14 protein-coding genes are annotated in these 22,632 nt (G+C 69.3%); 8 read left to right on the forward strand and 6 right to left on the reverse strand.

Annotation, left to right across the window (positions count from 1 at the left end):
* Window positions 1–657 precede the first annotated feature (657 nt).
* Window positions 658–1,512 (forward strand): class II glutamine amidotransferase, encoded by an 855-nt coding sequence (locus tag KIP79_RS19680; RefSeq protein ID WP_250213504.1) that lies wholly within the window; start codon window positions 658–660, stop codon window positions 1,510–1,512.
* A gap of 30 nt (window positions 1,513–1,542) precedes the next feature.
* Here KIP79_RS19680 and KIP79_RS19685 read toward each other — a convergent pair whose 3' ends face one another.
* Both KIP79_RS19685 and KIP79_RS19690 read right to left on the reverse strand, forming a co-directional pair.
* Window positions 1,543–2,352 carry an SAM-dependent methyltransferase gene (locus tag KIP79_RS19685; RefSeq protein ID WP_214106322.1) on the reverse strand — a complete coding sequence of 270 codons (810 nt, stop codon included), beginning with the start codon at window positions 2,350–2,352 and terminating at the stop codon, window positions 1,543–1,545.
* A 77-nt stretch (window positions 2,353–2,429) separates the two neighbouring features.
* Window positions 2,430–3,686 (reverse strand): alpha/beta fold hydrolase, encoded by a 1,257-nt coding sequence (locus KIP79_RS19690; protein WP_214106323.1) that lies wholly within the window; start codon window positions 3,684–3,686, stop codon window positions 2,430–2,432.
* Between the two features lie 63 nt (window positions 3,687–3,749).
* Here KIP79_RS19690 and KIP79_RS19695 point away from each other — a divergent pair, with 63 nt between their 5' ends.
* Entirely contained in the window at window positions 3,750–4,655 is a 906-nt protein-coding gene (locus KIP79_RS19695; protein WP_214106324.1) for a hypothetical protein, read from the forward strand.
* A 10-nt stretch (window positions 4,656–4,665) separates the two neighbouring features.
* Here the strand turns inward: KIP79_RS19695 and KIP79_RS19700 are convergent, their stop codons facing one another.
* On the reverse strand, window positions 4,666–6,183 hold the full coding sequence (locus KIP79_RS19700; protein ID WP_214106325.1) for a serine/threonine-protein kinase: 1,518 nt from the start codon (window positions 6,181–6,183) through the stop codon (window positions 4,666–4,668).
* Window positions 6,184–6,421: 238 nt separating this feature from the next.
* On the opposite strand from KIP79_RS19700, the gene KIP79_RS19705 reads away from it, so the two are divergent.
* Together KIP79_RS19705 and KIP79_RS19710 are read left to right on the forward strand one after the other, a co-directional pair.
* Entirely contained in the window at window positions 6,422–8,668 is a 2,247-nt protein-coding gene (locus KIP79_RS19705; protein WP_214106326.1) for a serine/threonine-protein kinase, read from the forward strand.
* 169 nt (window positions 8,669–8,837) lie between these two features.
* Window positions 8,838–10,247 (forward strand): CHAP domain-containing protein, encoded by a 1,410-nt coding sequence (locus tag KIP79_RS19710; RefSeq protein ID WP_214106327.1) that lies wholly within the window; start codon window positions 8,838–8,840, stop codon window positions 10,245–10,247.
* A 139-nt stretch (window positions 10,248–10,386) separates the two neighbouring features.
* Here the strand turns inward: KIP79_RS19710 and KIP79_RS19715 are convergent, their stop codons facing one another.
* A complete protein-coding gene (locus KIP79_RS19715; RefSeq protein ID WP_214106328.1) occupies window positions 10,387–11,385 on the reverse strand; it encodes an acyl-CoA dehydrogenase family protein in 999 nt (332 codons plus the stop codon).
* Window positions 11,386–11,723: 338 nt separating this feature from the next.
* Between KIP79_RS19715 and KIP79_RS19720 the strand changes: the two genes are divergently transcribed.
* The gene (locus KIP79_RS19720) at window positions 11,724–13,736 is read left to right on the forward strand and encodes a DUF11 domain-containing protein (RefSeq protein ID WP_214106329.1); all 2,013 of its coding nucleotides are present in this window, start codon (window positions 11,724–11,726) and stop codon (window positions 13,734–13,736) included.
* A 161-nt stretch (window positions 13,737–13,897) separates the two neighbouring features.
* Entirely contained in the window at window positions 13,898–16,540 is a 2,643-nt protein-coding gene (locus KIP79_RS19725; RefSeq protein WP_214106330.1) for an ATP-binding protein, read from the forward strand.
* A 321-nt stretch (window positions 16,541–16,861) separates the two neighbouring features.
* On the opposite strand, the gene KIP79_RS19730 is transcribed toward KIP79_RS19725, so the two are convergent.
* Entirely contained in the window at window positions 16,862–20,284 is a 3,423-nt protein-coding gene (locus tag KIP79_RS19730) for an NACHT domain-containing protein (protein ID WP_214106331.1), read from the reverse strand.
* Between the two features lie 259 nt (window positions 20,285–20,543).
* Between KIP79_RS19730 and KIP79_RS19735 the strand changes: the two genes are divergently transcribed.
* Complete coding sequence (locus KIP79_RS19735) at window positions 20,544–21,608, forward strand: enolase C-terminal domain-like protein (protein WP_214106332.1); 1,065 nt, start codon at window positions 20,544–20,546, stop codon at window positions 21,606–21,608.
* 3 nt (window positions 21,609–21,611) lie between these two features.
* Here KIP79_RS19735 and KIP79_RS19740 read toward each other — a convergent pair whose 3' ends face one another.
* The gene (locus KIP79_RS19740; protein ID WP_214106333.1) at window positions 21,612–22,112 is read right to left on the reverse strand and encodes an STAS domain-containing protein; all 501 of its coding nucleotides are present in this window, start codon (window positions 22,110–22,112) and stop codon (window positions 21,612–21,614) included.
* A 248-nt stretch (window positions 22,113–22,360) separates the two neighbouring features.
* On the opposite strand from KIP79_RS19740, the gene KIP79_RS19745 reads away from it, so the two are divergent.
* Window positions 22,361–22,510 (forward strand): GPGG-motif small membrane protein, encoded by a 150-nt coding sequence (locus KIP79_RS19745; protein WP_214106334.1) that lies wholly within the window; start codon window positions 22,361–22,363, stop codon window positions 22,508–22,510.
* Window positions 22,511–22,632: the final 122 nt, after the last annotated feature.

Below are 22,632 nucleotides of genomic sequence, written 5' to 3' on the forward strand. Positions count from 1 at the left end.
CCGCACGGAGTGCCCGCCTCCAGAGGGAGGCGGGCACTCCCCACCGGACGCACCACCGCCGTGCCTGAAACGCTCGAAAATCTTGAGTTGATCGCTTTGTAAGCCTGTGACCTGCATCGTCTCGCTCAAAGAGACCGTCCTTGACGAGGTTCAGTGTCAAGTGAGCTACGTCCAGTGCGTCCATGCCGTCCACCCAGCGGTGGGGAAATCCGACGAATCCAGGCTCCTGTTCGCTTAAGAAGCGCAATCCCGGTGATCAGAGACGGGATCGTCGGGATGAGCGGCAACAGTTTTCCTAGTGGCAGGGCCGAAAAGGAATCTGGACCTGGAGAGCTGCCCCTTGGCAGGTGGAAGCCCTCCCGGCGACCGATCGTTCGTGTGCAGCCTGATCGTCCGCCGCACAGATGGACTCACTCACCGCCTGCCCAGGTCCCCATCTCTACCACCGCGCCCGGAGAACCATCCGCTCCGACGGAGGGCGCTACCGCCTCGTCTCGCCAGGGCGAGCGGGCCGGACAAGGGTCTCGTCAAGCCTTCCTATCGGGGTTGATAAGTCCGATTCGAGGGAGGCGTCCGGGAGGAACGTTTGTCGGAATACCCAGAGAGGAGAGGGCAGGGTCCAGCACCGGGCTGAGCTGGGATGACGGGGGAACCGGGATGTGTCGGTTGTTTGGGTTGAGTGGTGCTTCTCGGCGTAGTCGGGCGACCTTCTGGTTGCTGGAGGCGCCGGACAATCTGATGGTGCAGAGTCGGCGTGAGCCGGATGGTGTGGGGTTGGGGTACTTCGGGGAGGATGGCAGGCCGCGGGTGTACAAGGCGCCTATCGCGGCTTATGAGGATCGGTGTTTTGCTGAAGAGGCGCGGGAGGTGGAGTCGACCACCTTTATTGCGCATGTGAGGTACGCGTCCACGGGTGGGCTGGAGATGCGGAACACTCACCCGTTTGAGCAGGATGGGCGGTTGTTCGCGCACAACGGGGTGGTTGAGGGGCTTGATCTGCTTGACGAGTATCTGGGGGAGGACATGGCGCTGGTGAGCGGGGACACCGATTCTGAGCGGGTGTTCGCGCTGATCACTCGGGAGGCCCGGAAGAACGGCGGGGACGTGGGCGCCGCCATCGAGAGCGCCGCTCGCTGGATCGCGGACAAGCTTCCCCTGTTCGCCCTCAACCTGATCCTGATCACGAAAGACGACCTGTGGGCCCTCCGCTATCCCAGCACCCACCAGCTCCACGTGCTGTCCCGGAAACCCTGCGACCGCGACCTCGAACACGCAGGAACCGGCGGGCGTATCCACGTACGCTCGCCCGACCTGAGCACCACGTCCACCGTCGTCGTAGCGAGCGAGCAGATGGACGACGACCCCCACTGGCGCATGCTGGAATCCGGCGAACTCCTCCACGCGGGTCCGGACGCCACGCTGACCTGCCGGGTGATCCTCCCCGACCTGCCTGCCCACCCGCTGACCCTGTCCGACCTACGCCCCGAGGCCGTTGCCTCGCAACGGAGTTGACGGCTCAGGGGTTAAGGGGGGCGGTAGAGGTCAGGGAAGCAGGCCGACGCCGGTGTAGCCGTCCACGCCGGGGAGGGCGGGGAGTTGCGGCTGGCGGGGGTCGGGGCGCCAGGTGTCGGTGGAGACGAGGCCGGGCTCGACGAGGGTGAAGCCGTCGAAGTAGCGGAGGATCTGCGCGTGGGAGCGGGGGCGGACGGCCCCGGCGCTGGTGCGGGTGTAGACGGCCTGGCCTTCGGCCAGTTGGTCTTCGTCCAGGTCGCCGTAGGAGAGGTGGCTGATGACGAGGCCGCTGCCGGGGGCGAGGCGGTCGCGGAGGGTGCCGACGATGGACTCGGCCAGGTCGTCTTCGGGGATGAAGTGGAGGACGGCGAGTAGGAGCACGGCCACGGGCTGAGTGAAGTCCAGGTGGGCGTTGACCCGGGGGTCGTCCAGGATCGCCCGGGGTTCGCGGAGGTCGCCGTCCAGGACGATGGTCTGCTTGTTGTCCTCAAGGAGGGCCCGGCCGTGGGCGAGCACGATCGGGTCGTTGTCGATGTAGACGATCCGCGCGTCGGGGTTGGCCCTGAGGGCGACCTGGTGGACGTTCTCCTGGGTGGGCAGGCCCGCGCCGATGTCCAGGAACTGGCGGACGCCGGTGTCGGCCAGGAAGCGGACCGCGCGGCTGAGGAAGCGCCGGTTGGCCTGCACGCCTTCCCGGACGTTGGGGGTCAGGTCGATGATCTTCTGCGCCGCGGCCCGGTCGGAGGCGAAGTTGTCCTTGCCGCCCAGCAGGTAGTCGTAGATCCGCGCCACGCTCGGAACGGCGGGATCGATTCCTACCGGTGCCTGCTCCGCTTCCATCGGTCCTCCCAAACCGCCATGATCGTTGCCGATATTAACCTATCGGCAAATATGAGGACCCATCGCCTTATTTCCGCTCATATGTGGCCTGTCGCCATGTCCATCAACCGCGCCAGCACCCGCCCCCCGGACACCCGCGCCCCATCATGCTCGTACTCATTCGTCACCCATGTACGGACATTTCCGACTCGTTGGGCGGTTTCCAGGGAGAACGCCGTGTCCACGTACATGTCATCGAAGTAGACCGCCGCCACCACCGGCACCTCGTTGGCCGCCAGGCGTACCGGATCGTAGAGCGCCGGCCAGTCGTCGACGGCGGCCAGCCGGTCGGCGGCCGACCGGAAGGGGCGGAGGGCGCGGATGTCGTCGAACATCCAGGGATAGATCATTTCACCGGTGAACCGCACGGGGTTCGCGTCCTCGGACAGTTCCGGAGGGAGCAGGCGATCGGCGGACCAGTTGGTGGCCGCCCCCTGGGCGTAGATCGACTCGTGCATGACGGCGTAGAGCGGCCCGGCGGCGAAGCTGGTCTCGGCCATGACCTCGTAGCGGAACTCGTCGGAGAGCGAGGACCCGTGGAACGCCTCGGTCAGCAGCCAGTGCAGGCGCTCGGAGCCGTCCCCGCTGCCCAGCTCGATGCCCAGCATCTGGAACCGCCGCACGGTGAGCGGGTCCCCGTCGGGCAGCACCACCTTGGTGGTACGGAGATGCTCGGCGATGGCCTGAATCCGCCCCTCATCCTCGGGAAAGCGGGACAGGTGCCGCCGCACCTTCTCCATCACCTTCGGGTAGGTCCGCGCGTACACGTCGTCGGCCGTCGCGTCCAACCCCGCCAGCCCACCCGTGACGTAACAGGTCCGCAGGCCCTCGGGAGCCCGCGACAGGTACGTCAACGTGATGAATCCCCCGTAACTCTGCCCCAGCGTGTCCCAGGGACGGTCACCGATCAACCGCCGCCGGATGATCTCGGCATCCGCGACAATGGAATCCGCCCGAAAATTCCGCAAATAGTCGGCTAGGGCGGCGTCGCTGAAGCCGCCGATGGTCACCCCCGTGACCGGGCTGCTCCGGCCGGTCCCCCGCTGGTCGAGCAGCAGCACCCGATGCGTGCGCAACGCCTGCCCCAACCACCCGTCCCCGCCGAGCGGTCGCGGCGCCTGCCCCCCTGGCCCGCCCTGCAGGAAGAGCAGCCAGGGCAGATCGTCACCGCGCCGGGCCGGATCGACCGCCTCCCGCGCGAACACCTCGATCGTGGCACCGCTGGGATCGTCATGATCGAGCGGAACGGTGAACACATGATCGGTGAGCGCGACACCGGGGAACAGAACGGTCATCGCGCCAACTTATCGTTAGCGACGCTCAACCCCGCTGTAAGCGGCCTGGCGAGAATCGGAGACATGACGATTTCTCCCTCCGTCTCCCGCCTGGCGAAGCCAGCCGTCGCAATTGTGTTCTTCAGCCTGACGCTCGCCGGATGCGGTGCCATCAACCCCGCCTCGAACGCCGGCGACGCGGCCACCCCCGAGGTGGTCAGCACCGCCACCCAGGAAGCCGCGGCCCCCGTCGAGACCTCCGACACAACGACCGCCGAAGAGACCACCGAAGAGACCACTGAGCAGTCCACGGACACCGGTGCGGCGACCGGGAACACCGTCCAGCCCGGCGGCACCCTCACCGACGGCAGCGTCGTCTCGGCCGAGCTCACCCGGGCCGGTCAGAAGGACGTCTTCAAGCTCGACCTGGGCGATGCCCGCGAGTTCTACATCGCCGACATGCACGGCGACAACATCCAGTTCCAGGCCTTCTCCGACGTCGACGACCAACCGGTCGGCCTGCCGAACCTGAGCCTGTCCTTCGGGACCTGGGTGATGAAGTTCACCAAGTCCGGCACCCACCGCCTGGAGATCTGGGGCGACACCAACGTCGTCGGCCAGTACGGCTTCCGCATCGCGACCGTGAAGCCGCGCACCTTCCCGGTCGCCATCGGCATGAAGATCGGCGAAGGCTCCCCGGCGGGCGCCGGACGCCTGGACGTCTCCGGACGGGTCGAGCGTTTCGAGTTCGACTCCGACGGCGCCTCGGCCATCAAGGTCATCGGCGGCACCGGCGCCTGCACCGCCATCGAGCTGGAGCTGGTGGACGCGGCCTACACCGAGATCGCCAACGCCCGGATGCCGATCCCGCTCTGCGGGTACGAGTCCGACCTGCCACTCTCCAACGGGGACGGCAAGTACGCGCTGATCGTCCGCTCCAACACGGCCAAGACCGGCCCGTACTCCTTCCAGATCGTCCGGGGCGGCTGAGCGGCGGGGCTCACGGGCGGCGGCTGAGTTCTCCCCGGTACGCCAGGGCGCTGCCGCCCTCCTGTCCATCGAAGATCACCTTTCCCCCGGCGGCCAGGGTCAGCGTGATGTCGCCCCCGATACACAGGTCCTTCTGCTCCAGGGTCATGTCGATCGCGTTCCTCCGGTTCCGGGTCAGCTGGACCACCTGGTCGCACTGGTCCCGGACCATCCGGCCCGCCGGGTTGCCCGCCTCCAGGGTGAGGGCCAGCCGGTAGGTGTCCTTGCGCGTGTCCTGGGAGGTGACTTCGCCCTCCCAGGACCCGGCGAACGCCTGCGGCACCCCGGAACCGGCGGCTGCCGGGGCGGTCGACGCACCGGCGCTTTCCGATGCCCCTGTGTCGTCCGACCCGCCCGCGTTCTCCGCGTCACCGGTGCTCCCCGAATCGGCTGGTTCGGCACTGTCCAAAGCCTGCTCGCCGGAACCGGTCACTTCGGCGGCCGGGGTACCGCCGTTTCGCTCCCGTTCCAGCAGCACCGTTCCGTACACCAGACCCGCCGCGACGACCACGGCCACCAGCCCGGTGAGCGCCGCCACCTTGCGGCGCGGGCGACGGGGGGCGGGGGGCATCCCCGGTTCGGCCGCCAGGGTCGGCGCCGTCTCCGCCACCATCGTCGGCGCCATTCCCGCCGCCATGGTGGGCGCGGTGGCCGGCGCGGTGAACTGCGGAGGCCCCACCCGGGTCTGGTGGGCGTCCGGGTCCACCAGCCGGATCATCAGCTCCTTCGCCGTCGGCCGCCGCGCCGGATCCTTGGCCAGGCAGGCTTCCAGCGTCCCCCGAAGACTGTCGGGCACCCCGGTCAGGTCCGGGGGCCGGCTCAGGATGCGGTGGAACACCGCCGCCACCGTGTCGATGCCGAACGGCGCCCGCCCGGTCGCCGCGACCGCCATGGTGGCCGCCCAGGAGAACACGTCGGCGGCCGGCGAGGCGGGCTCCCCGCGCAGCTGCTCGGGCGCCATGTACGGCGGCGTGCCCGCCAGCTGCGAAGTCGCGGTATCGGCGTCCAGCGGGCGGGCGATCCCGAAGTCGACCACCCGGGGACCGTCGGGCCCGAGCAGCACGTTGCCCGGTTTGAAGTCACGGTGCACGATCCCGGCGGCGTGGATGGCGGCCAGGGCGGACGCCGTGCCGACCGCCAGCCGGTCCAGGTCCCCGCCCTGCAACGGCCCGCCCGCACGCACCCGCTCGTGCAGGGACGGCCCCGCCACGAACTCGCTCACCACGTAGGGCTCGGCACGGTCCAGGTCGGCGGCGAGCACCCTGGCGGTGCAGAACGGGGCCACCCGCTGGGCGGCGGCCAGCTCGCGGGCTAGGCGGCGGCGGGTGTCGGGATCGGTGCCGCCCTTGAGCACCTTGATGGCGACCCGCTCGCCGGAGACCGCCCAGCCTTCGTAGACGATGCCCTGACCGCCCTCGCCCAGCCGGGCCACCACGTCGAAGCCGCCCAGCGAGCGCGGGTCGGTGGGGTGCAGCGGGCCAGCCGCCATCGGGCTCCTCCTCGTACGGCTCCGCGTAAGCGCCTCCACCGTACCGAGAAACCCGGATTGGCACCCCTTTCGGCCTCACCGGAAATGACGGACGCACGTCCGGTCGGCCATACCCATTCGGTTTGCAGCTAATAGGTGACATTTCTGCTCCGGTGACAAGCTGGCGGCCAGGTGAGACCTTCGTATGAGTACGCGGCGATAGATGCGTCTTCGCCGGGTGCCCACTGAAGGGGGTTCGGTGAGCGCGTGGGTGGTCCCGGGATACCGGGAGGTACGGGAACTCGGCGTCGGCGGCAGTGGCAGGGTCGTGCTGGCGACCTACGCGTCCACCGGCGCCTACGTGGCGATCAAGTACCTGGGCGAGCGCCTCCGTACCGACCCCGGCTTCCTGGCCGGCTTCCAGCGCGAGGCCCGCCTGATGGTGGAGCTCCAGGACCCGAACATCGTGCGCCTCTACGAGTACGTGCAGTCCCCGTACGGCGACGCCGCCATCGTGATGGAGTTGGTGGACGGGGTGCCGCTCCGCCGCATCCTGGCCGAGCACGGCACCACCAGCCCGGAGGCGGCCCTGGTGGTGCTGAAGGGTTCGCTGCTGGGGCTGTCCACCGCGCACGCGCAGGGCATCGTGCACCGAGACTACAAGCCGGAGAACGTGCTCATCCAGGCGGACGGCTTCAGCAAGCTGGCCGACTTCGGCATCGCCGCGCACAGCGGGGAGTCGGGGGTGACCTCGGGCACGCCCGCGTACATGGCGCCCGAGCAGTGGCAGGCCAACCCGTCCAGCCCCGCGACCGACGTGTACGCGGCGACCTGCGTGTTCTTCGAGTGTCTTACCGGGCGCCGGCCGTACCGGGCCGACCATGTGGCGGGGCTGCGGCACGCGCACCTGTACGCGCCCATCCCGACCATGGAGGTGCCCTCCTCGGTGCGGGCGCTGGTCGGGCGGGGCATGGCGAAGAACCCGATCGACCGGCCGCCGACCGCGCGGGCGTTCGTGGCCGATCTGGAGGCGGCGGCGGTCGCCGCGTACGGGACCGACTGGGAGGAGCGGGGGCGGCGGCACCTGGCCGAGCTGGCCACCCTGCTGGCGCTGTTCTTCCCGCTGGCCCGGCCGTCGGAGACGCCCCAGGTGGGCACCTCGCTGGCGCGTACCGTGCTGTCGGACCGGCTGGGCGCGTTCGCGCCGCGGTTCGCCATCGGCGGGTCGCTGATCGCGGCGGCGGTGATCGCGGTGCTGGTGGCCTCCAACGGGCAGACGCCGGTGGCGGAGGGAACCACGCTCACCACACCGCCGACCACCCGGTCCTCGCCCGCCGTCCCGGCCCCGGAGTCCCCGGAGGAGGAGACGGCCGAGCCGGCGACGACCCCGGCGCCGCCCGAGGAGGCGAGCGTCGAGCCCACCAAGCAGGCACCCGGGGTCGCGCAGCCGCCGGGCACCACGGAACCGGAACCCGTGCCCACGGTGACGGCCACCGCGACGGCGACCGCCACCGCCGCCCCGATCAAGGTGACCGGGCTGGCCATCTCGTCCTTCGACGGGCAGTCGGCGGCGCTGCGGGTGCGCGCGTCGGGGTCGCGGCCGGTCACGCTGACCGTGCGGTTCGCGGAGGGGCCTGACGCCGATCATCTGGTGGCCCGGCCGGATCAGGTGCTCCCGCTGTCGGGGATGACCACGTACACGCCGGTGGTGCAGGCGGCGTTCACCGCGCCCGCCTGCGGGACCAGCGTCCTGCGGCGGATCACCGTGGTCACCGTGCCGAAGGCGGGGCCGGTGAGCAAGAGCAAGGAGGTCAAGGGGGAGCCCTGCCCGCCGCCGGCCGTGGAGAGCGTCGCCATCTCCGGCTGGGACGGCAAGTCCGCGGGCATCGACGTCAAGACCGATGGTCTGGGGCCGGTGAAGGTGGTCGCCGAGTTCACCAGGGACGGCAAGGGCATGGGGGCCAAGTCGACCACGGTGTCGGGGAAGAAGGCGTACCCGCTGACCGTCAAGGCCCCCGACCTGGGCGAGGTCGCCTGTGAGACGAGTGCCCGGCTGAGCGTACGGGTGACCACGACCCCGGCCGCCGCCAACGGCCCGCAGACCAAGGAGGTGACCGTCACCGGGCCGAAGTGCGCGCCCCCGGCGGTGGCCATCGGCTCATGGAACGGGTACACCGGGCTGGTCAACTTGACCTCCGGGTCCACGGCGCCGGTGCGGCTCAATGTGACGATCACGCAGGAACTCACCTACCAGGGGCGTACGCTTCGGCTCAGCGCACCGGAGCAGCAGGCCACCCTGGAAGGGGACAAGAAGTACAGCAGGGAGTTCTCGGCCTCCTTCAAGCAGCCGCAGTGCGGGTTCGCCGATGTCCGGACGATCACGGTCACCGCGTCGCCCGGGGGTGCCTCCGCGAGCCGGTCGTTCACCATCGAGGGTCCCGCGTGCCCGGAGCCCGACGACGAGCCCTCGACCACCCAGGACTCGCCGGGCCCCATCCTGCGCTAGCCGTTCCGCCGTCGCCCCAGTGATTGATTCCCGATCACTGGGGCTTTTTGGTCATGTTTGGGCAAAGTTCGTTGACTTCGTACTGGTATGTCATTGAACATCCCTTTTCAGGAGATTTTGTCTCTTATGACCGTATGCCCCCGGACGGAACGGCAGGCCCCTGCTGCTCATGAGCCCCGAGATGAACAAGCTGATCGCCCTGCTCACGAAAGAGATCGGCTACACCGAAAAACCGGACGGGTACACCAAGTTCGGCGACTGGTACAACAACGTCGAACAGGACGCGGACTACTCGACCCAGCCGTGGTGCGACATGTTCCTCTCCTGGGGAGCGAAGAAGCTCGGCTACGAGTCGTGGTTCGGCACCTTCGCGTACACCGTGGACCACGCGCGCTGGTTCCAGGCGCAGGACGCCTGGGGTTACACCCCGAAGCCTGGCGCGGTGGTCTTCTTCGACTGGGGTGGCAGCGACTCCATCGACGCGATCGACCACGTCGGCATCGTCACGGCCGTGCACGGCAACCGGATCACCACCATCGAGGGCAACGTCGACGGTTACTACGTCAAGGAGAAGAACCGAGGTCCGGAGACCATCGTCGGGTACGGCTACCCGGACAAGATCAAGCAGCGCCAGGAGGCCGAATCGGCTCCTGCTCGGGACCGTACCGAGCGGAACAAGGAGCACGGGAGCAAGCCGGAGCAGCGTCCCCAGGACCAGCGTCCTCAGGACCAGCAGGGCGAGTTCCCGGGATACGACACGACCGACCCGGAGATCTTGATCGAGGACGACCCCGGGCCCGACTTCCCCCAACCGGACGAGCCCCCTCCGCCGGACGAGACCGCCTCAAGCACCCCCCACCCCCGCAAGACCGAACACAGCACGACCCCCGAACAGAGCAAGACCCCGGAACAGGGCAAGACCTCCGAACAGGGCAAGACAAAGGAACAACCCGCGAAGCCGTCCCACAAGGCGCAGCAGCCTGCTCCGAAACACCAGCCCAAGCAGGCCCCGAAGAAGGATGAGGGCCTGCTCAGCCAGCTGACGTCCATCCCCGTCGCCGCCATCCAGGAACTCCCCGCCGGCGGCCTGGGCGCCTCGGCCCTGCTCGCCCCCGTCCTGGTGGCGATCGTGGCCATCTCCTACACCAAGACCCGCGCCCGCCGCCTCCGCCTGGCCGGGGCCTCCGCCACGCGCCCGGCTCCCCGTACCCGCTCGCGCGCCCGGGCGGCCGCCCGGCCCGCGAACGACCCCAAACACCGCCGCACCGATTCCACCCCCACGCCCCCTCCGCCGCCCCCGGTCCGGCGGACCTCCGAACCCACCGCCGTCTACTACCTCCCGCCCGACCCGGCCGGCCCTCGCCACGCCGGCCCCAGCGCCGACAGCGCCCCGCACCCCAGCCCCGGCTACCAGGGCAGACGTCGCAAGCATCAGGACCACGACCTCTACCAGAGCGGCGGCCTCGCCGACGCCCTTGAGAAAAGCTGGACCGCCGCCCGCCAAGCGGAGACCCAGCCCTTCCCCGCCCAGGACCCCGAGGAGACCCAGCAGTTCCACTGGTTCCGAACCACCGACTGACAGGAGCGAATCATGAGATTCCGCGGCCGCCTCCACACCCGCCGGCGCATCTTATTAGGACGCGGCGGACTCCCCGGCTCGGGCGCGAAAGGAGGCTTATTACTCTGCCAGTCCTGCTAACCCACCAGTGAGAATGCCCTCACCAGCCCGGACATGATCCGGGAGATTCCGGGCGATGATCGAGCAGCCACCGCCCGGACCCGGAATTCGCGGTGGTCAGCCGGGTGCGGTGCAGATCGGTGGCCCCGTAGGCGGAGGCCAGGGACCAGACGCGGGCGAGCCAGGGGTACAGGTCGGAGTTCCGGGCGATGGAGCCGTGGATGTGGAGCGCGATCCGGGTGGCGTCGGCGGCCGCCTGTCCGGCGGTGGCCTTGGCGGCGCTGACGACGGGACCGGGTTCGCTGCCCCCGCTGCCGAGGGCCGCGGCGGCGGCGTAGACGTGGGTGGCGGCGTAGTCGATGGCCAGGGCCACGTCGGCGAGCCGGGGTTTGAGATCAGCGTAGGACGGGCCGGTCCTGGCCCGGGTGACCGAGGTCTCCAGCAGGTGGCGGGCGAGACCGACCAGCTGGGCGGCGACGGCCACGGTGGCGGCGCGGAGGGCGGGGACGCTCTGGGCGCGGGTGGCAATCTCGGTACCGGGGGGAGGGTCGGTCACGGTGAACAGGCGGCGGACGGGGTCGACGCCGGGTTGGGGCGTGAGCCGTACCGAGTCGCGGGGGACGGCGTGCACGGCGCCGCGGTGGCCGACGATGAGCAGCTCGGCGAGGTCGGCGTCGGGGACGTGCACCTGATCTCCGAGGCGGGCTGAGACGCGGAGCCCGCCTCGGGCCAGCTCGTCGAGCTGGTCGGCGGGAAGCAGGCCGGGGGCGATCACGGCGGTCTCCACCACGGGCCCGGGCAGGGCGGCCCGGCCGGTCTCCTCGAAGGCGAGGATGGTGTCGGCCAGGCGGCGGCCCTCGCGGCGCACCCCGAACAGCCCGGCCGCGGCGAGTTGCCGCCACCCGGGCAGCCGTTCGCCGCTCCGATCCGTGCCTACGGCGCGCACCGCGCCCGGCGGGCAGTGCTTGGCCAGCACGCCGCGTACGGCGGTGGCGAGGGCCAGCTGGTCGTCGGTGAAGGGGTATTCCGTCCTCACCATCAGAGATGTACGGCCGTCGCGGTGCGAAGACTATGGCAGTTGCTGCCGAAGATGGGGGATTGACCCCCGTATCAGATGTCATGCGACGCTGACCGCGACCACAGAGTGTGAGCATCTTCGAGTGAAGGCCAGCAGACAGCCCGGGAACGGTACGCGCCGCCTCAGGGCCCCATTGTCCAGGCCTTCACCGGCAAAAATGGGCAAGCCTCTCCCAGCGCGCGGAACGGCCTCTCGACGGAGCGACAAGCAATTGTTACGCTCCGTAATCGCGTGAACACGCAAAGGGGATCGGGGGATTTCTTAACATGGCCATGGTTCGACGTGGGCGGAGACGGTGGTTGCCGGTCTTGATCGGTTGTCTGCTGGTCGGTGTGGTGGTCGGGCTGGTGCTACCGGCGGCGGCCAGCCGCAAACCCAGCCGGAAGCCGGCGTTGACCGTCCGGGTGACCGACAACCGGACGTACGTGGGGCCGCACAGCGAGATCACCTACCGCGTGACGGTGCTCAACGAGGGGGAGGACCGGGTCTCCGCTATTGACACCCGGCTCCGGCTGGCCTCCGGTTTGTCCTTCTTGGCAGCATCCCATGGGGGCACCGGCCGGGGCACCTCGGGAGCGTGGTCCAAGTTCTCGCTCGGCGCGGGCGAGCAGCGCACCTTCACCTTGCGGGCCAGCGTGCCGGACAAGCCCGAGGCGGGCACCCGGTACGAGTCGACGGCCACCGCCACCGCGCCGGGGGCGATCGCCGACGCCACCGACGAGACGTTCGTGGGAGCCGCCCAGCTCGCCGTGCGCATCACCGACAACGCCCAGGAGGCGGGCAGGGGCGACACCCTGAGTTACACGGTCATCGCCGCCAACTCGGGCACCCTCCCGCTCCAGGACGTGCGCCTGACCAGCACGCTGGCAGCGGGACTGAGCTTCGTCTCCGCCGACCACGCCGGCTCCTGGACCGCCGGCGACCGCCGGGTGGCCTGGGCGCCGTTCGCTCTCGCCGCAGGGGAGGAGCGGCGGTTCAACATCGTGGCCACCGTGCCGGCCGGCGCCCGCTCCGGGCAGGTGCTGCGCACCTCGGGCGAGGCGACCGCGCAGGGCCTGAGCCACTCCGCGCTGGACGAGACGCTGGTCACCGTGGCCACCGGCCTGGCGCTGAGCAAGACCGACGGCCGCGCCGACGCCCAGCCCGGCGAGGAGCTCACCTACACCATCACCGTGCGGAACACCGGCGAGGTGGACCTGGACGACATCTCGCTGCTGGACCGGTTCGGCGACCGCCTCAAGTTCGTCTCGGTGTCCGGGGGCGGCAGCCACCACGCCGGGCAGGTCAGCTGGCCCAAGTTCGGGCTGCAGTCCGGGGAGATCCGGGACTTCTCGGTGGTGGCCCGGGTGCTGGAACAGGGCGAGAACAACGTGATCACCAACGAGGTGATCGCGACCACCCCGAGCGGGCGGCGCAGCCGGGCCGAGGACCGCACCCTGGTGGTCCGGCCGGCGCGCATCCAGATCCGGCCGACCCGGGAGCACGTGCCGGACAAGCCGGAGAAGCCCTGCCGACCCCACATCCCGCGGCGTCCCGGGGCGGACACCTCCCGCTCGCACGGCGAATCCGGCTGGGCCAACGGGCCGGAGGACACCGGGAACCCGGGCCGCTCGCACGGCGGATCCGGCTGGGCCAATGGGCCGGAGGACACGGGGAACCCGGGCCGCTCGCACGGCGGATCCGGCTGGGCCAATGGGCCGGAGGACACGGGGAACCCGGGCCGCTCGCACGGCGGATCCGGCTGGGCCAATGGGCCGGAGGACACGGGGAACCCCGGCCGCTCGCACGGCGGATCCGGCTGCTGCGGCGGGCCCGACGGAACCCCGGGTCGTTCCCACGGTGGATCCGGCTGCTGCGCCGCGCCGGACGGAACCCCGGGTGGTTCCCACGGCAAATCCGGCTGCTGCGGCGTGCCGGACGACACCGGGAACCCGGGCCGCTCGCACGGTGGGTCCGGCTGCTGTGGCGGGCCCGGCGACACCGGCGAGCCGGGGCGGGGCCACGGCGGCGGGGGCTGCTCCCCCCGTCACCCGTTCGGGCCTGACCGCCCGTACCAGCCCGGTCACCCCGGCTACCCAGGTGGGCCGTACGGCCGCGGGGGCTTCGGGCCGGGCGGACCTGGCGTCCCTGGCGTTCCGGACCTTCCAGACGTTCCGGACGTTCCGGACGTTCCGGATGGGGGCGGGCCTGGCCTGCCGCAGTTGCCCTTCACCGGACCGTCCGTGCTCCCGGTGATCGGCATCGCGGCGCTGCTGCTCGGCATCGGCGGCACCGTCCTGTTCGTGAACCGGCGGCGCAGGTTCCGCGCCTGACACATCACGATCAAGGCCCCGGAGCGATCTCCGGGGCCTTTCGTCTGTCCCGATCCCCTTGTGACCGTTTACGATTTCCAGGCCCAATCGGTCTGCTGGGTGAACGTTGAACCAGATCACGGCGTCACTTCTGTGACACACGTGAAGGGGGTGACGTCAGGATGGTCAGCGGGAGCCGGGCCCAGCTGGTGGACGAGCTGGAGTCGGCCATCCGTGACACGCCGAAGACCGTTCTGGTCACCGGCGCCGCCGGAATCGGCAAGACCCACCTGCTGGGCGTGCTCACCGCGCGGACCACCGGCTTCCGGGTGCTGCGCGGCCGGGCCCGCGAACTCGACGAGGGCCTGGCGTTCGCGCCGCTGGTGGACGCCATCGAATCGCTCGGCCGGGACAAGGGCGTGCAGACCGGGCTCTGGGAGCTCTACGACGCCATCGACCGGGCCGCGCTCGGCCACCCCGGCAAGCAGGTGCCCGGCAACCCGGTCGGCGCCCCGGCCGTGCTCGCCGCCCAGTTGCTGGAGTCGCTGCCCGGCCGCACGCTGCTGGCCATCGACGACATCCACCACGCCGACGCCGACACCCTCCGGCTGCTCGCCGCGCTCCCGCGCAGCGCCCCCAGCCTGGCCATCCTCTGCACCGCCCGCCAGGTCCCCGCCCTGGACGTGGACCTCACCGTACGGCTGGAGCCGCTCTCCCGCGCCGAGGTCACCGACCTGATCACCACGCTGCTCGACCGCACCCCCAGCGACGCGATGATCGACCGCATTCTCACCGAGAGCGGCGGCAACCCCTGGCTCGTCCAGGAGTCGGTGCTGGCCCTGGTGCAGGGCGGGGCGGTCCGCTCCCCCGACCCGGGGGCCCGCCGGGGCGCCATCCTGTCCCGGGTGTTCCAGCGCGACCGAGCCGGGCGCGACCTGGCCCGGGTGCTGGCCACGCTGGGCCGTACCCGGGACACCAGCGCCATCGACACCCCCGGCACCCTGGAGGCGATCGCCGAGGTGGCCGGGCTGGACGCGCGGGCCGCCGAACGCGCCCTGGTCGGCCTGGTCAGGGACGGCGTGCTCGTCTACACCGGCGACGGGTACTCCTTCGCCCACCCGCTGGTGGCCGAGGCACTCTACGCCGACCTGAACGCGGGCGAGCGGCGGCGCCTGCACGCGCGGATCGCCGAACTGCTCAACCGGCAGGGCCTGGCCGGCGCCCGCCGCGTCCTGGAGTGGGCCACCCACCTGGCCGAGGGCGGCAAACCGGCCGACGCGCTGGCCGCCATGCTCCGCGCCGCCGAACTGACCCGGTGGACCGCCCCGCTCTCGGCCGCCCACTGGTACGGCCGGGCCGCCGAGGTGGCCGATCCCGCCCAGCGTGGGGAGTTGCTGGCCCGCCAGTCGCTGTCGTACTGGAAGGGGTCCCGGCCGGCGCTGGCGCTCAACTCGGGGCAGCGGGCGCTGGCGGTGCTCCCGCAGGGGCGGCGGCACACCCGCACCGCGTACACGGTGGTGGGCGCGGCGCACGCGATGGGCTGGTACGACGTGGCCCTGACCATCGCGGCCCAGCAGATCCCGCGGGCCGACGACCCGACCGCGCTGGTGGCACAGCGGGCGCTGCTCCTGGCCGAACTGGGCCGCCCGCTCGGCGACCACGTGGAGCGGGCCTGGCGCGGGCTGCCCGCCTGCCCGCCGGAGGACCGGATCATCACCGCCGGGTGCCTGGCGCTGCGGGCGCTGATCGACGGAGCCTGGAGCGAGGCCCAGCGGGCGGTCGACGACCTGCTCGGGTTCGCCGCCGCGCTGCCGCCGGGGGCTCGGCTGGCGGCGCTGGAGTCGGCGGCGCACGTGATGAGCACGGCAGGGGTGCGGGGGCGGGCCACCGCCCTGCTGGAGCAGGCCGAGCAGATCCACCGGGGGCTTGGCTGGCACGACATCGCGGGACAGAACGTGCGGGTGACCGCGGTGATCCGGCGGCTGGCCGGGGAGTGGGACAGGGCCCTCGCCGACATCAGGGCCGGGGCGGGGCCGCTGGCCGAGGCGGGCCTGCTGGAGAACCACGCCCTGCTCCGCAACATCGAACTGGACATCCTGCTCGACCAGGGACGGTACGAGGAGGCGTCGGCGGTGCTCGACGACCCGCCGCCGTCCTGCGCCCTGCACAACGGACTGCGCCACCTGCTCAGGGCCCGGCTGGCGCTCGGCCTCGGGGACCGGGCGGCCGCCCGCACCTGGGCGGAACGTTCGCTGGCGGTCGCCCCGCCGGACGTCTCGCACCGGGCGATGGCCGTGCTGGTCCTCATCCACGCCGCCGCCGACGACCGGGAGTCCGGCCGCGCGGTCGCCCGCGAACTCGACGAGCGCGCCACCGACTCCACGCCCCGCGCCCGCCTCGCCGCCGACCTCGCCATGGCCTGGGCCTTCGAGGACCCCGCCCGGGCCGGCGCCGCCCTGGAACAGGCCCGCGCCGACAACCTCCCCTTCGAGGAGGCCCGCGCCCGCCTCATCCTCGGCACCCTCGGCGACCACCCCCAGCTCACCCGCGCCCACACCACCTTCACCGCCCTCGGCGCCACCCCCTGGCGCAACCGCACCGCCCATTTGATGCGCACCGCCGGCCTGGCCCCCACCGGCGCCCTCACCCCCGCCGAACGCCGCGTCATCGAACTGGTCGCCGGCGGCCTCAGCAACCCCCAAATCGCCGACGAACTCCACTACAGCCGCAAAACCGTCGAGGTCTACCTGACCCGCGTCTACGCCAAAACCGGCCTGAAGTCCCGCGTCGAACTCGCCCTGGCCGTAGAACGCGGCGAACTGTGACTTCGGGTCTGTCCACCGAGACCTATCGGTGAGCTTGCGGTCCAACCCGGTGGCGCCGACCCCGCCGTCCGCGTCGTCACCCTCACTGTGACGGAGAAGGGGTACCGGCTGGCCCCGACCGGCCGCCTCGACCACCAGGACGACAAGACCCTTCGCGACCTGCTGATCCACCACACCTGGCGCCTTCTCTCGCGGAGCCTGGGACCAGATCGATCCGAAGATCTCGTGTGGTGGATGGCAAAACGCCGATCCTCATAAGTCGCGATAGGCGCCACATCCAACCTCGATAAGAAGGCTTGACGAGACCCTTGTCCGGCCCGCTCACCCTGGCCAGACGAGGCGGTAGCGCCCGCCGTCGGAGCGGATGGCTCTCCGGGCGCGGTGGTAGAGGTGGGGATCCTCGGTCTGGATTTTGAGCAGGTCATCCGAAGTCATGCGCCGGACGACTTCGAAGGCCGTTACTCCGGCTTCGCCGGGGTCGATTTCCATTTCGATCAGAGCGGTGGCCGCTTCCAGGTGGGAGCGTTGCGGGAGTTCCGGTTCGTCAAGGATTCTGTCGAGAAGGGCAAGGTGCGTCCGGTCGCGGGCGACGAGCGCCAGCGCGCAGTACGCCAGTCGGTGACAGGTCCAGCCGTCTCGCAAGGACATTGAGTTATCAGACAATATTTCCATAATTTGGGAGAGGATGTTGGCGCCTCCTTTTGGAGGCATTGAATTCACATCCAAGGCGAATCGATCGATCGTGAGCGGTATGAGGGAGTGGGAGTATTGGGATAGCTCTCTAGCTATTTGTAAGAATTGTTCGTAGGCGGCGAGTCGATCGGGGAGGTTGTCGTAAGATTCGGCCATTTTTGATTGCTGTTCGTGAGGCTTCCATATCTTAAATGGGAGGTGTATGTCCATTATAATGGCAAATGCCGATCTGGACCGGCCGAAATCCGGAATGTAGAAGTATGGCATGCCTGATGTCCAAAACATGTTCATTACTCTGGCGAACACTTCTATGTTCACTGATCGTCCTGCTCCGATATCCAAAGAAGTGTGGGCCGGAAATGCTTCCCAACGATGCGAATCGGAACCTGGAGGGCGGTTATGTGCCCAGTCGAGGGTGTCCGAAGTCATCTGTATCGCCTGTTCTTCCTGCTGCCCGTTCAGCTCTGACGAGACGGAGCGAGGGGGCAGAGTTATATGTGACCCCGTCCAGAAGACGGTGAGTTCACGTTGTTGTCCGGACCAGGAGCGCGCGATATCAAGAGTCTCCGACAGGCTTGGCCACTCGTCTTCGCCGTGTGCTCCGGCCCGCCAGAGATCCACCAGATGTTGCCACTGCCAGATGGACTCCTCGCCCTTTCCGAACAGCTTGGCCGCAGTCACCGGGCCCGTCATGACGACGGCCAGCAGAACGAGATTGGTGGTGTGCCGGGCAAGTCGTTGCACTGCGGTTCGTCGCATCGGCTCGTATTCGGCGGTAGGGAGGCCGGTGCCGAAGTAGCTGTGCTGGAACCACCGGATGAGCAGCGACTTGAGCTCCTCCTGCTGTTCCGCTGTTTCGTGGAGGAAATTCAGGATGGGCGAGCGGGTAGAGAGGACTCCGAACGACAGCAAGGCACCGAGTAGCTCCGGCTCGGGCCGGGTACCGGTCATGCCTCCCAGGATGTCTTGCTGGTCGAGAGCCTCCCGCCGGACGGCTTGGCGGAGCAGGCCGCGGATCAGCCGGGCGATCAGGTACTCGCCGAAGGTCGAATGCAGGAACTCGTAGGTCCTCAACTCCTGCGAATCCTGCACAGCCCGTGTCTGATGGATGAAGAAGAAGCGCCCGATCACCGTTTGCGCTGCGGAGAGCGGACGGTGGAATCCCTGTCCGGCAGCAGGCGAAAGGTTGGGCAGGAGGGTGGTCAGATCCTGGTCCAGTTCTTCGTGGGTCACCCATTGCTGACCACGGTTGAACATGGCGAAAGCGGCGATGGAGAGCCGGTGTAGCTCCTTCTCCACGGCCGTCGCCTGGGCGTCGGCGGGTAGTCCGGGCTCGTGCTTGGCGACCTCCCGCGCGGCGAAACGCCGGAGCAGGCGTTCGTAGAGTCCGGCTCGGCTCAACTGACCGACGCCCGCCAACGATCCTTCCCCGGCGTTGGGGTCGGCGTCGTACAGGGCGAGCATCAGCAGGAGCAAGGGTTGTTCGGCCAACTCGCGGTGGGCGAGGACGTTTTCGGCGCTCAGCGGGCTCCGCCCGCGCCGTTCGAAGTAGCTCCTGTTGGTGTCGTTCCATGTCTCTATCCACTGCCCGACCTGGGCGTCGGAGAACGGTTCGAGCCGTATCGCCAGGGTGCCGGGGGAGAGTCGGCAGCGATCCGCGACAGCGGTCCGAGTTGTGACGATCACGGCGACCGGGGACCCCATATCGGCTTCCCGCGCCTGGAACTCGGCCACCTGGATCAAGTAGTCGGCTCGGTTTACGCCGGTTGCCTGGAGGAGTTCGTCGAGGCCGTCGAGCAGGATGACCGGACGGGCGCCGTTCACGCTTCGGGCGATGTCCCGCCAGTTCACGGTCTCGCCGGTGGTGACCCGGATCGCGGCTTCGACCTGTTCCTGGATTCCGGCGTCAGCGGGAACCTGGCGGAGGGGGACGCGGATGGGCAGGAAGTCGGCCTCGGGCAGCCGGGCGGCGAGCATCCGGGTGAGCAGGGACTTGCCCACGCCTGGCTGGCCGAGCACCAACAGAGGGGCGGCGGTCGCCGCCATTGAAGTCAACCAGCCGGCGAGGAACTGCTGAAGGTCGTCCCTGACGGACTCCGCTGCCCAGGTTTCCTCAAGACTGAGATCCCGGTCACCGGTGGACAGCCGGAAGGCGGGGTTCACGTAGGCGTCGGCGAGCTTGGGGAGCGCGAGCCCGTCGGGAAGGTCGTCGCCTGGGGCGATCGCACGACCCAGGGCAGCCTTGTTCACGGTCAGGATGGTGTGGAGCTTGGGCTGAGGAACCTGGCCGGAGGCCAGCGGCGTCAGCAGGTCCGCCAGTCCGCCGAGACCACACCGGGTCTCTTCCTTGGCACTTCGCTGCTCCCGCAGATTCGCCCAGAACGCGAACTCCGGGAAGTCGCCGGCCAGCCGCAGATACAGATCTTCATAACGGGCCAGTGCGGCCACCCGTAGCTTGTGCCCCAGCGTCAGGGTGACGTGTTTCCGCTGGTCATGAGATAAGGAGTCCCAGATCGCCAGCCCTTCACAGAACCGCAGCAGCATCGTCCCCGCCATGACGTAGACGATCGAGAGATCGGTGTTCGCCGGATCCCCGGGGAGCTTGAGCTCCTTTCTCTTCGGCGTTGTCGCGGACCCTCCCGGAAGGAGGTACGCGAGGTCTTCCCACTGGAAGATGAAGCACTGCTCGATCCGGTCAAGCTGAAGATCCTTCAACCCGAACGGCAGATCGATGTCATCGAGCGCCTCGAAGAAGGCGGTGACGACGATGACCGCGTGCGCGGCCTGCAGACGCTCACTCCTGGTGTGCCTGCTGACACCGGTGATCTTGTCCCGGAGCGCGCCGACCAGTCGATGCCCCAACCGGATGCCCTCGGCCTTGGCATCGAAGAGGCTCAACGCCAGAGCCCCCGCAGCCGCGGTGGCAGGGAGGCCCCCCACGGCAGCCGTGCCGATAAGCGTCCCACCCAAGGCGACATCCAGAGCCCTGAGACTCTTCGTTTCGCCTCCCAGGATGCGTACCGCGTCGGCGTAGGTAAGCGGCTTGGCCATGGGGGCTCCTGAGTGGCTGATAACGGCTCTGCTTCAGGTGGAGAGATCGGTATCGCGTGCTTCCCAGGATGCCCATCGAGTGGCGTAGGCGCGCGGTTTCCGGCCGTGAGCCGGGACAAGCCAAATGGCCGGTGACAGTGCCGCCACCGGCATCCGCTCACGCTGACGAGCACGCCCTGGGCTTTTGAAGCGCATATGACTTTGGGGTGGAGGGACGGGGGAAGGCTGGGGATGGTTCGTGGAGGTTGGGGGTAAGGCGATGACTCCGATCGGTGGGGTTGAGGCTGCTGTCTACACCGTGCCGACCGACCGGCCGGAGGCCGATGGCACGCTCGACTGGGATCGGACCACGATGGTGCTGGTCCATACGGTGGCGGGCGGGCAGCGCGGGATCGGGTGGACCTACGGACCGGCCGCCTGCGCGTCGGTGGTCGTGGGGGAGCTTGCGCCGGTGGTCTGCGGTATGGACGTGTTCGATATCCCGGCGGCGCTCGCCGCGATGGTCCGGCGGATTCGCAACGCGGGGCGCACGGGGGTGGCGGGGTATGCGGTCTCTGCCGTGGAGACGTCCCTGTGGGATCTCAAGGCGCGGCTGCTGGGGTTGCCGTTGTGCAGTCTGCTCGGTCAGGCCAGGCCGGAGCTGCCGGTTTATGGCAGCGGGGGCTTCACCTCCTATTCCGACGAGGTGCTTCAGGAACAGCTCATCGGGTGGAAGGACCTTCCCCGGGTCAAGATCAAGATAGGCCGGGGGCGGGATCTGGACCGGGTACGGCTCGCGCGTGCCACCCTCGGTCCCGGTACCGAGCTCTTCGTCGACGCCAACGGCGCCTACAGCGCCAAGGAGGCGATCAGGATCGCCCACGCGATGGACGACCAGGACGTGCGCTGGTTCGAGGAGCCCGTCTCCTCCGATGATCCGGACGGCCTGCGTCAGGTCCGCGACGCGATCCGCGCCGACGTGGCGGCCGGGGAGTACGGCTGTGATCTGACGGCGTTCGCCCGGTTGACGGGCGCGGTGGACTGTCTGCAGATCGATGTGACGCGCTGCGGTGGCGTACTGGAGTGGCAACGTGCGGCGGCGCTGGCGGCGGCGGCCGGGCTTCAGGTGTCGGCCCACTGTGCTCCCGGCCTGCACCGGCACGTGGCGTTGTCCGTCCCGAACGTACGGCACGCCGAATGGTTCCACGATCACGTGCGGATCGAGTCGATGTTCTTCGACGGGTTCCCGGAGCCGGTCAACGGCGCCGTTTCGCCAGATCTGTCACGGCCTGGGATGGGCCTGGAACTTCGGGGGTCCGACAGCGAGCGGTATCGCGTGAAATGAGCTCTAGATCATCTTCGGGAGTGGGGGTCGTGGATCGGCGTCCTGGGCGCGGGGACGCAGGAGCATGTCCAGGAGGAAGCGCATTCGGGGCGGGATGTTGCGCAGGCTGACGTTCTCGCGGTCGAGGATGATCAGCAGCCGGGCTCCGGCCACGTCGACGAAGGTGACACGGCCGACGTCGACGATGAGGGGAAGGTCGCGTCGCCGGACGAGGGTGAGGGCGTTCTGGACGGCGAAACTGTTGGAGATGTCGAGTTCGCCGGACAGCCGTACCAGCGAGGAGTCAGGTGTCGCCACGTGGGTGACGTTCAGGATGGCGTCGGTGTGGAGCACCTGGATGTTGGCGCAACCCTTGACGGAGAGGGAGGTGCCCTGGGTTGCCGGTCGGTCGTAGCTGGTCATCGCGTCCTCCGCGCGTCCGGTGCAGGCAGACGGCGGGCTCCCGGACCGGCTCGCCCGGGCCGCGTCCATGTAGTGCCGCCGGTAGTGGTGCGTGCGGGACATCGTGGTCTCCAGGTCACGATGATCTAGATGAACGTTGCTTACCTGCCTTTTCACCATAAGACCGTATACAGATTGCCGGAACAAGTTTTCGGTATAAGGACCTCCGGCATTGGGTAGAGATGTGCAAACGCCGCGACAGATCCTGGTCGTAGGCGAAGGGGCGGGCGAGGCCGCTGGGGTCATTCCATCTGGACATTCCTGACCGACCACGCCCGTTAGTGACCCGTTCGCGGGGGCAGGGGAGAACTATGAGTACTCTGCTATGGCTGATCGCCGTAATTCTGGTAATCGCCGGGATCTGGGTCATTCTGGCCCGCAGGCAGATCCTCTGGGGGATCGTCCTCATCATCGTCGGGCTCCTGGTCGGACCGGGGGGCATCAGCATCTTCCATCCCTAGCGGGGTGAGACCGGCCGAGATGGCGGCGGCACGCGGGGCCCGACCGAGGTCACCCGGGCGGAGCCGGTCGCCGACCTGATCGCGGCGGTTGGCCTGCTGCCAGCCGGGCGATGATCGTTCCG

Source organism: Acrocarpospora catenulata (assembly GCF_018476525.1).
Lineage (GTDB): Bacteria > Actinomycetota > Actinomycetes > Streptosporangiales > Streptosporangiaceae > Acrocarpospora > Acrocarpospora catenulata.

Bases quoted from the DNA above. Each gene is read 5' to 3' on its own strand.
- KIP79_RS19680 (WP_250213504.1), top strand. From the start codon at position 658: ATGTGTCGGTTGTTTGGGTTGAGTGGTGCTTCTCGGCGTAGTCGGGCG.
- KIP79_RS19685 (WP_214106322.1), bottom strand. From the start codon at position 2,352: ATGGAAGCGGAGCAGGCACCGGTAGGAATCGATCCCGCCGTTCCGAGC.
- KIP79_RS19690 (WP_214106323.1), bottom strand. From the start codon at position 3,686: ATGACCGTTCTGTTCCCCGGTGTCGCGCTCACCGATCATGTGTTCACC.
- KIP79_RS19695 (WP_214106324.1), top strand. From the start codon at position 3,750: ATGACGATTTCTCCCTCCGTCTCCCGCCTGGCGAAGCCAGCCGTCGCA.
- KIP79_RS19700 (WP_214106325.1), bottom strand. From the start codon at position 6,183: ATGGCGGCTGGCCCGCTGCACCCCACCGACCCGCGCTCGCTGGGCGGC.
- KIP79_RS19710 (WP_214106327.1), top strand. From the start codon at position 8,838: ATGAGCCCCGAGATGAACAAGCTGATCGCCCTGCTCACGAAAGAGATC.
- KIP79_RS19715 (WP_214106328.1), bottom strand. From the start codon at position 11,385: ATGGTGAGGACGGAATACCCCTTCACCGACGACCAGCTGGCCCTCGCC.
- KIP79_RS19725 (WP_214106330.1), top strand. From the start codon at position 13,898: ATGGTCAGCGGGAGCCGGGCCCAGCTGGTGGACGAGCTGGAGTCGGCC.
- KIP79_RS19730 (WP_214106331.1), bottom strand. From the start codon at position 20,284: ATGGCCAAGCCGCTTACCTACGCCGACGCGGTACGCATCCTGGGAGGC.
- KIP79_RS19735 (WP_214106332.1), top strand. From the start codon at position 20,544: ATGACTCCGATCGGTGGGGTTGAGGCTGCTGTCTACACCGTGCCGACC.
- KIP79_RS19740 (WP_214106333.1), bottom strand. From the start codon at position 22,112: ATGTCCCGCACGCACCACTACCGGCGGCACTACATGGACGCGGCCCGG.
- KIP79_RS19745 (WP_214106334.1), top strand. From the start codon at position 22,361: ATGAGTACTCTGCTATGGCTGATCGCCGTAATTCTGGTAATCGCCGGG.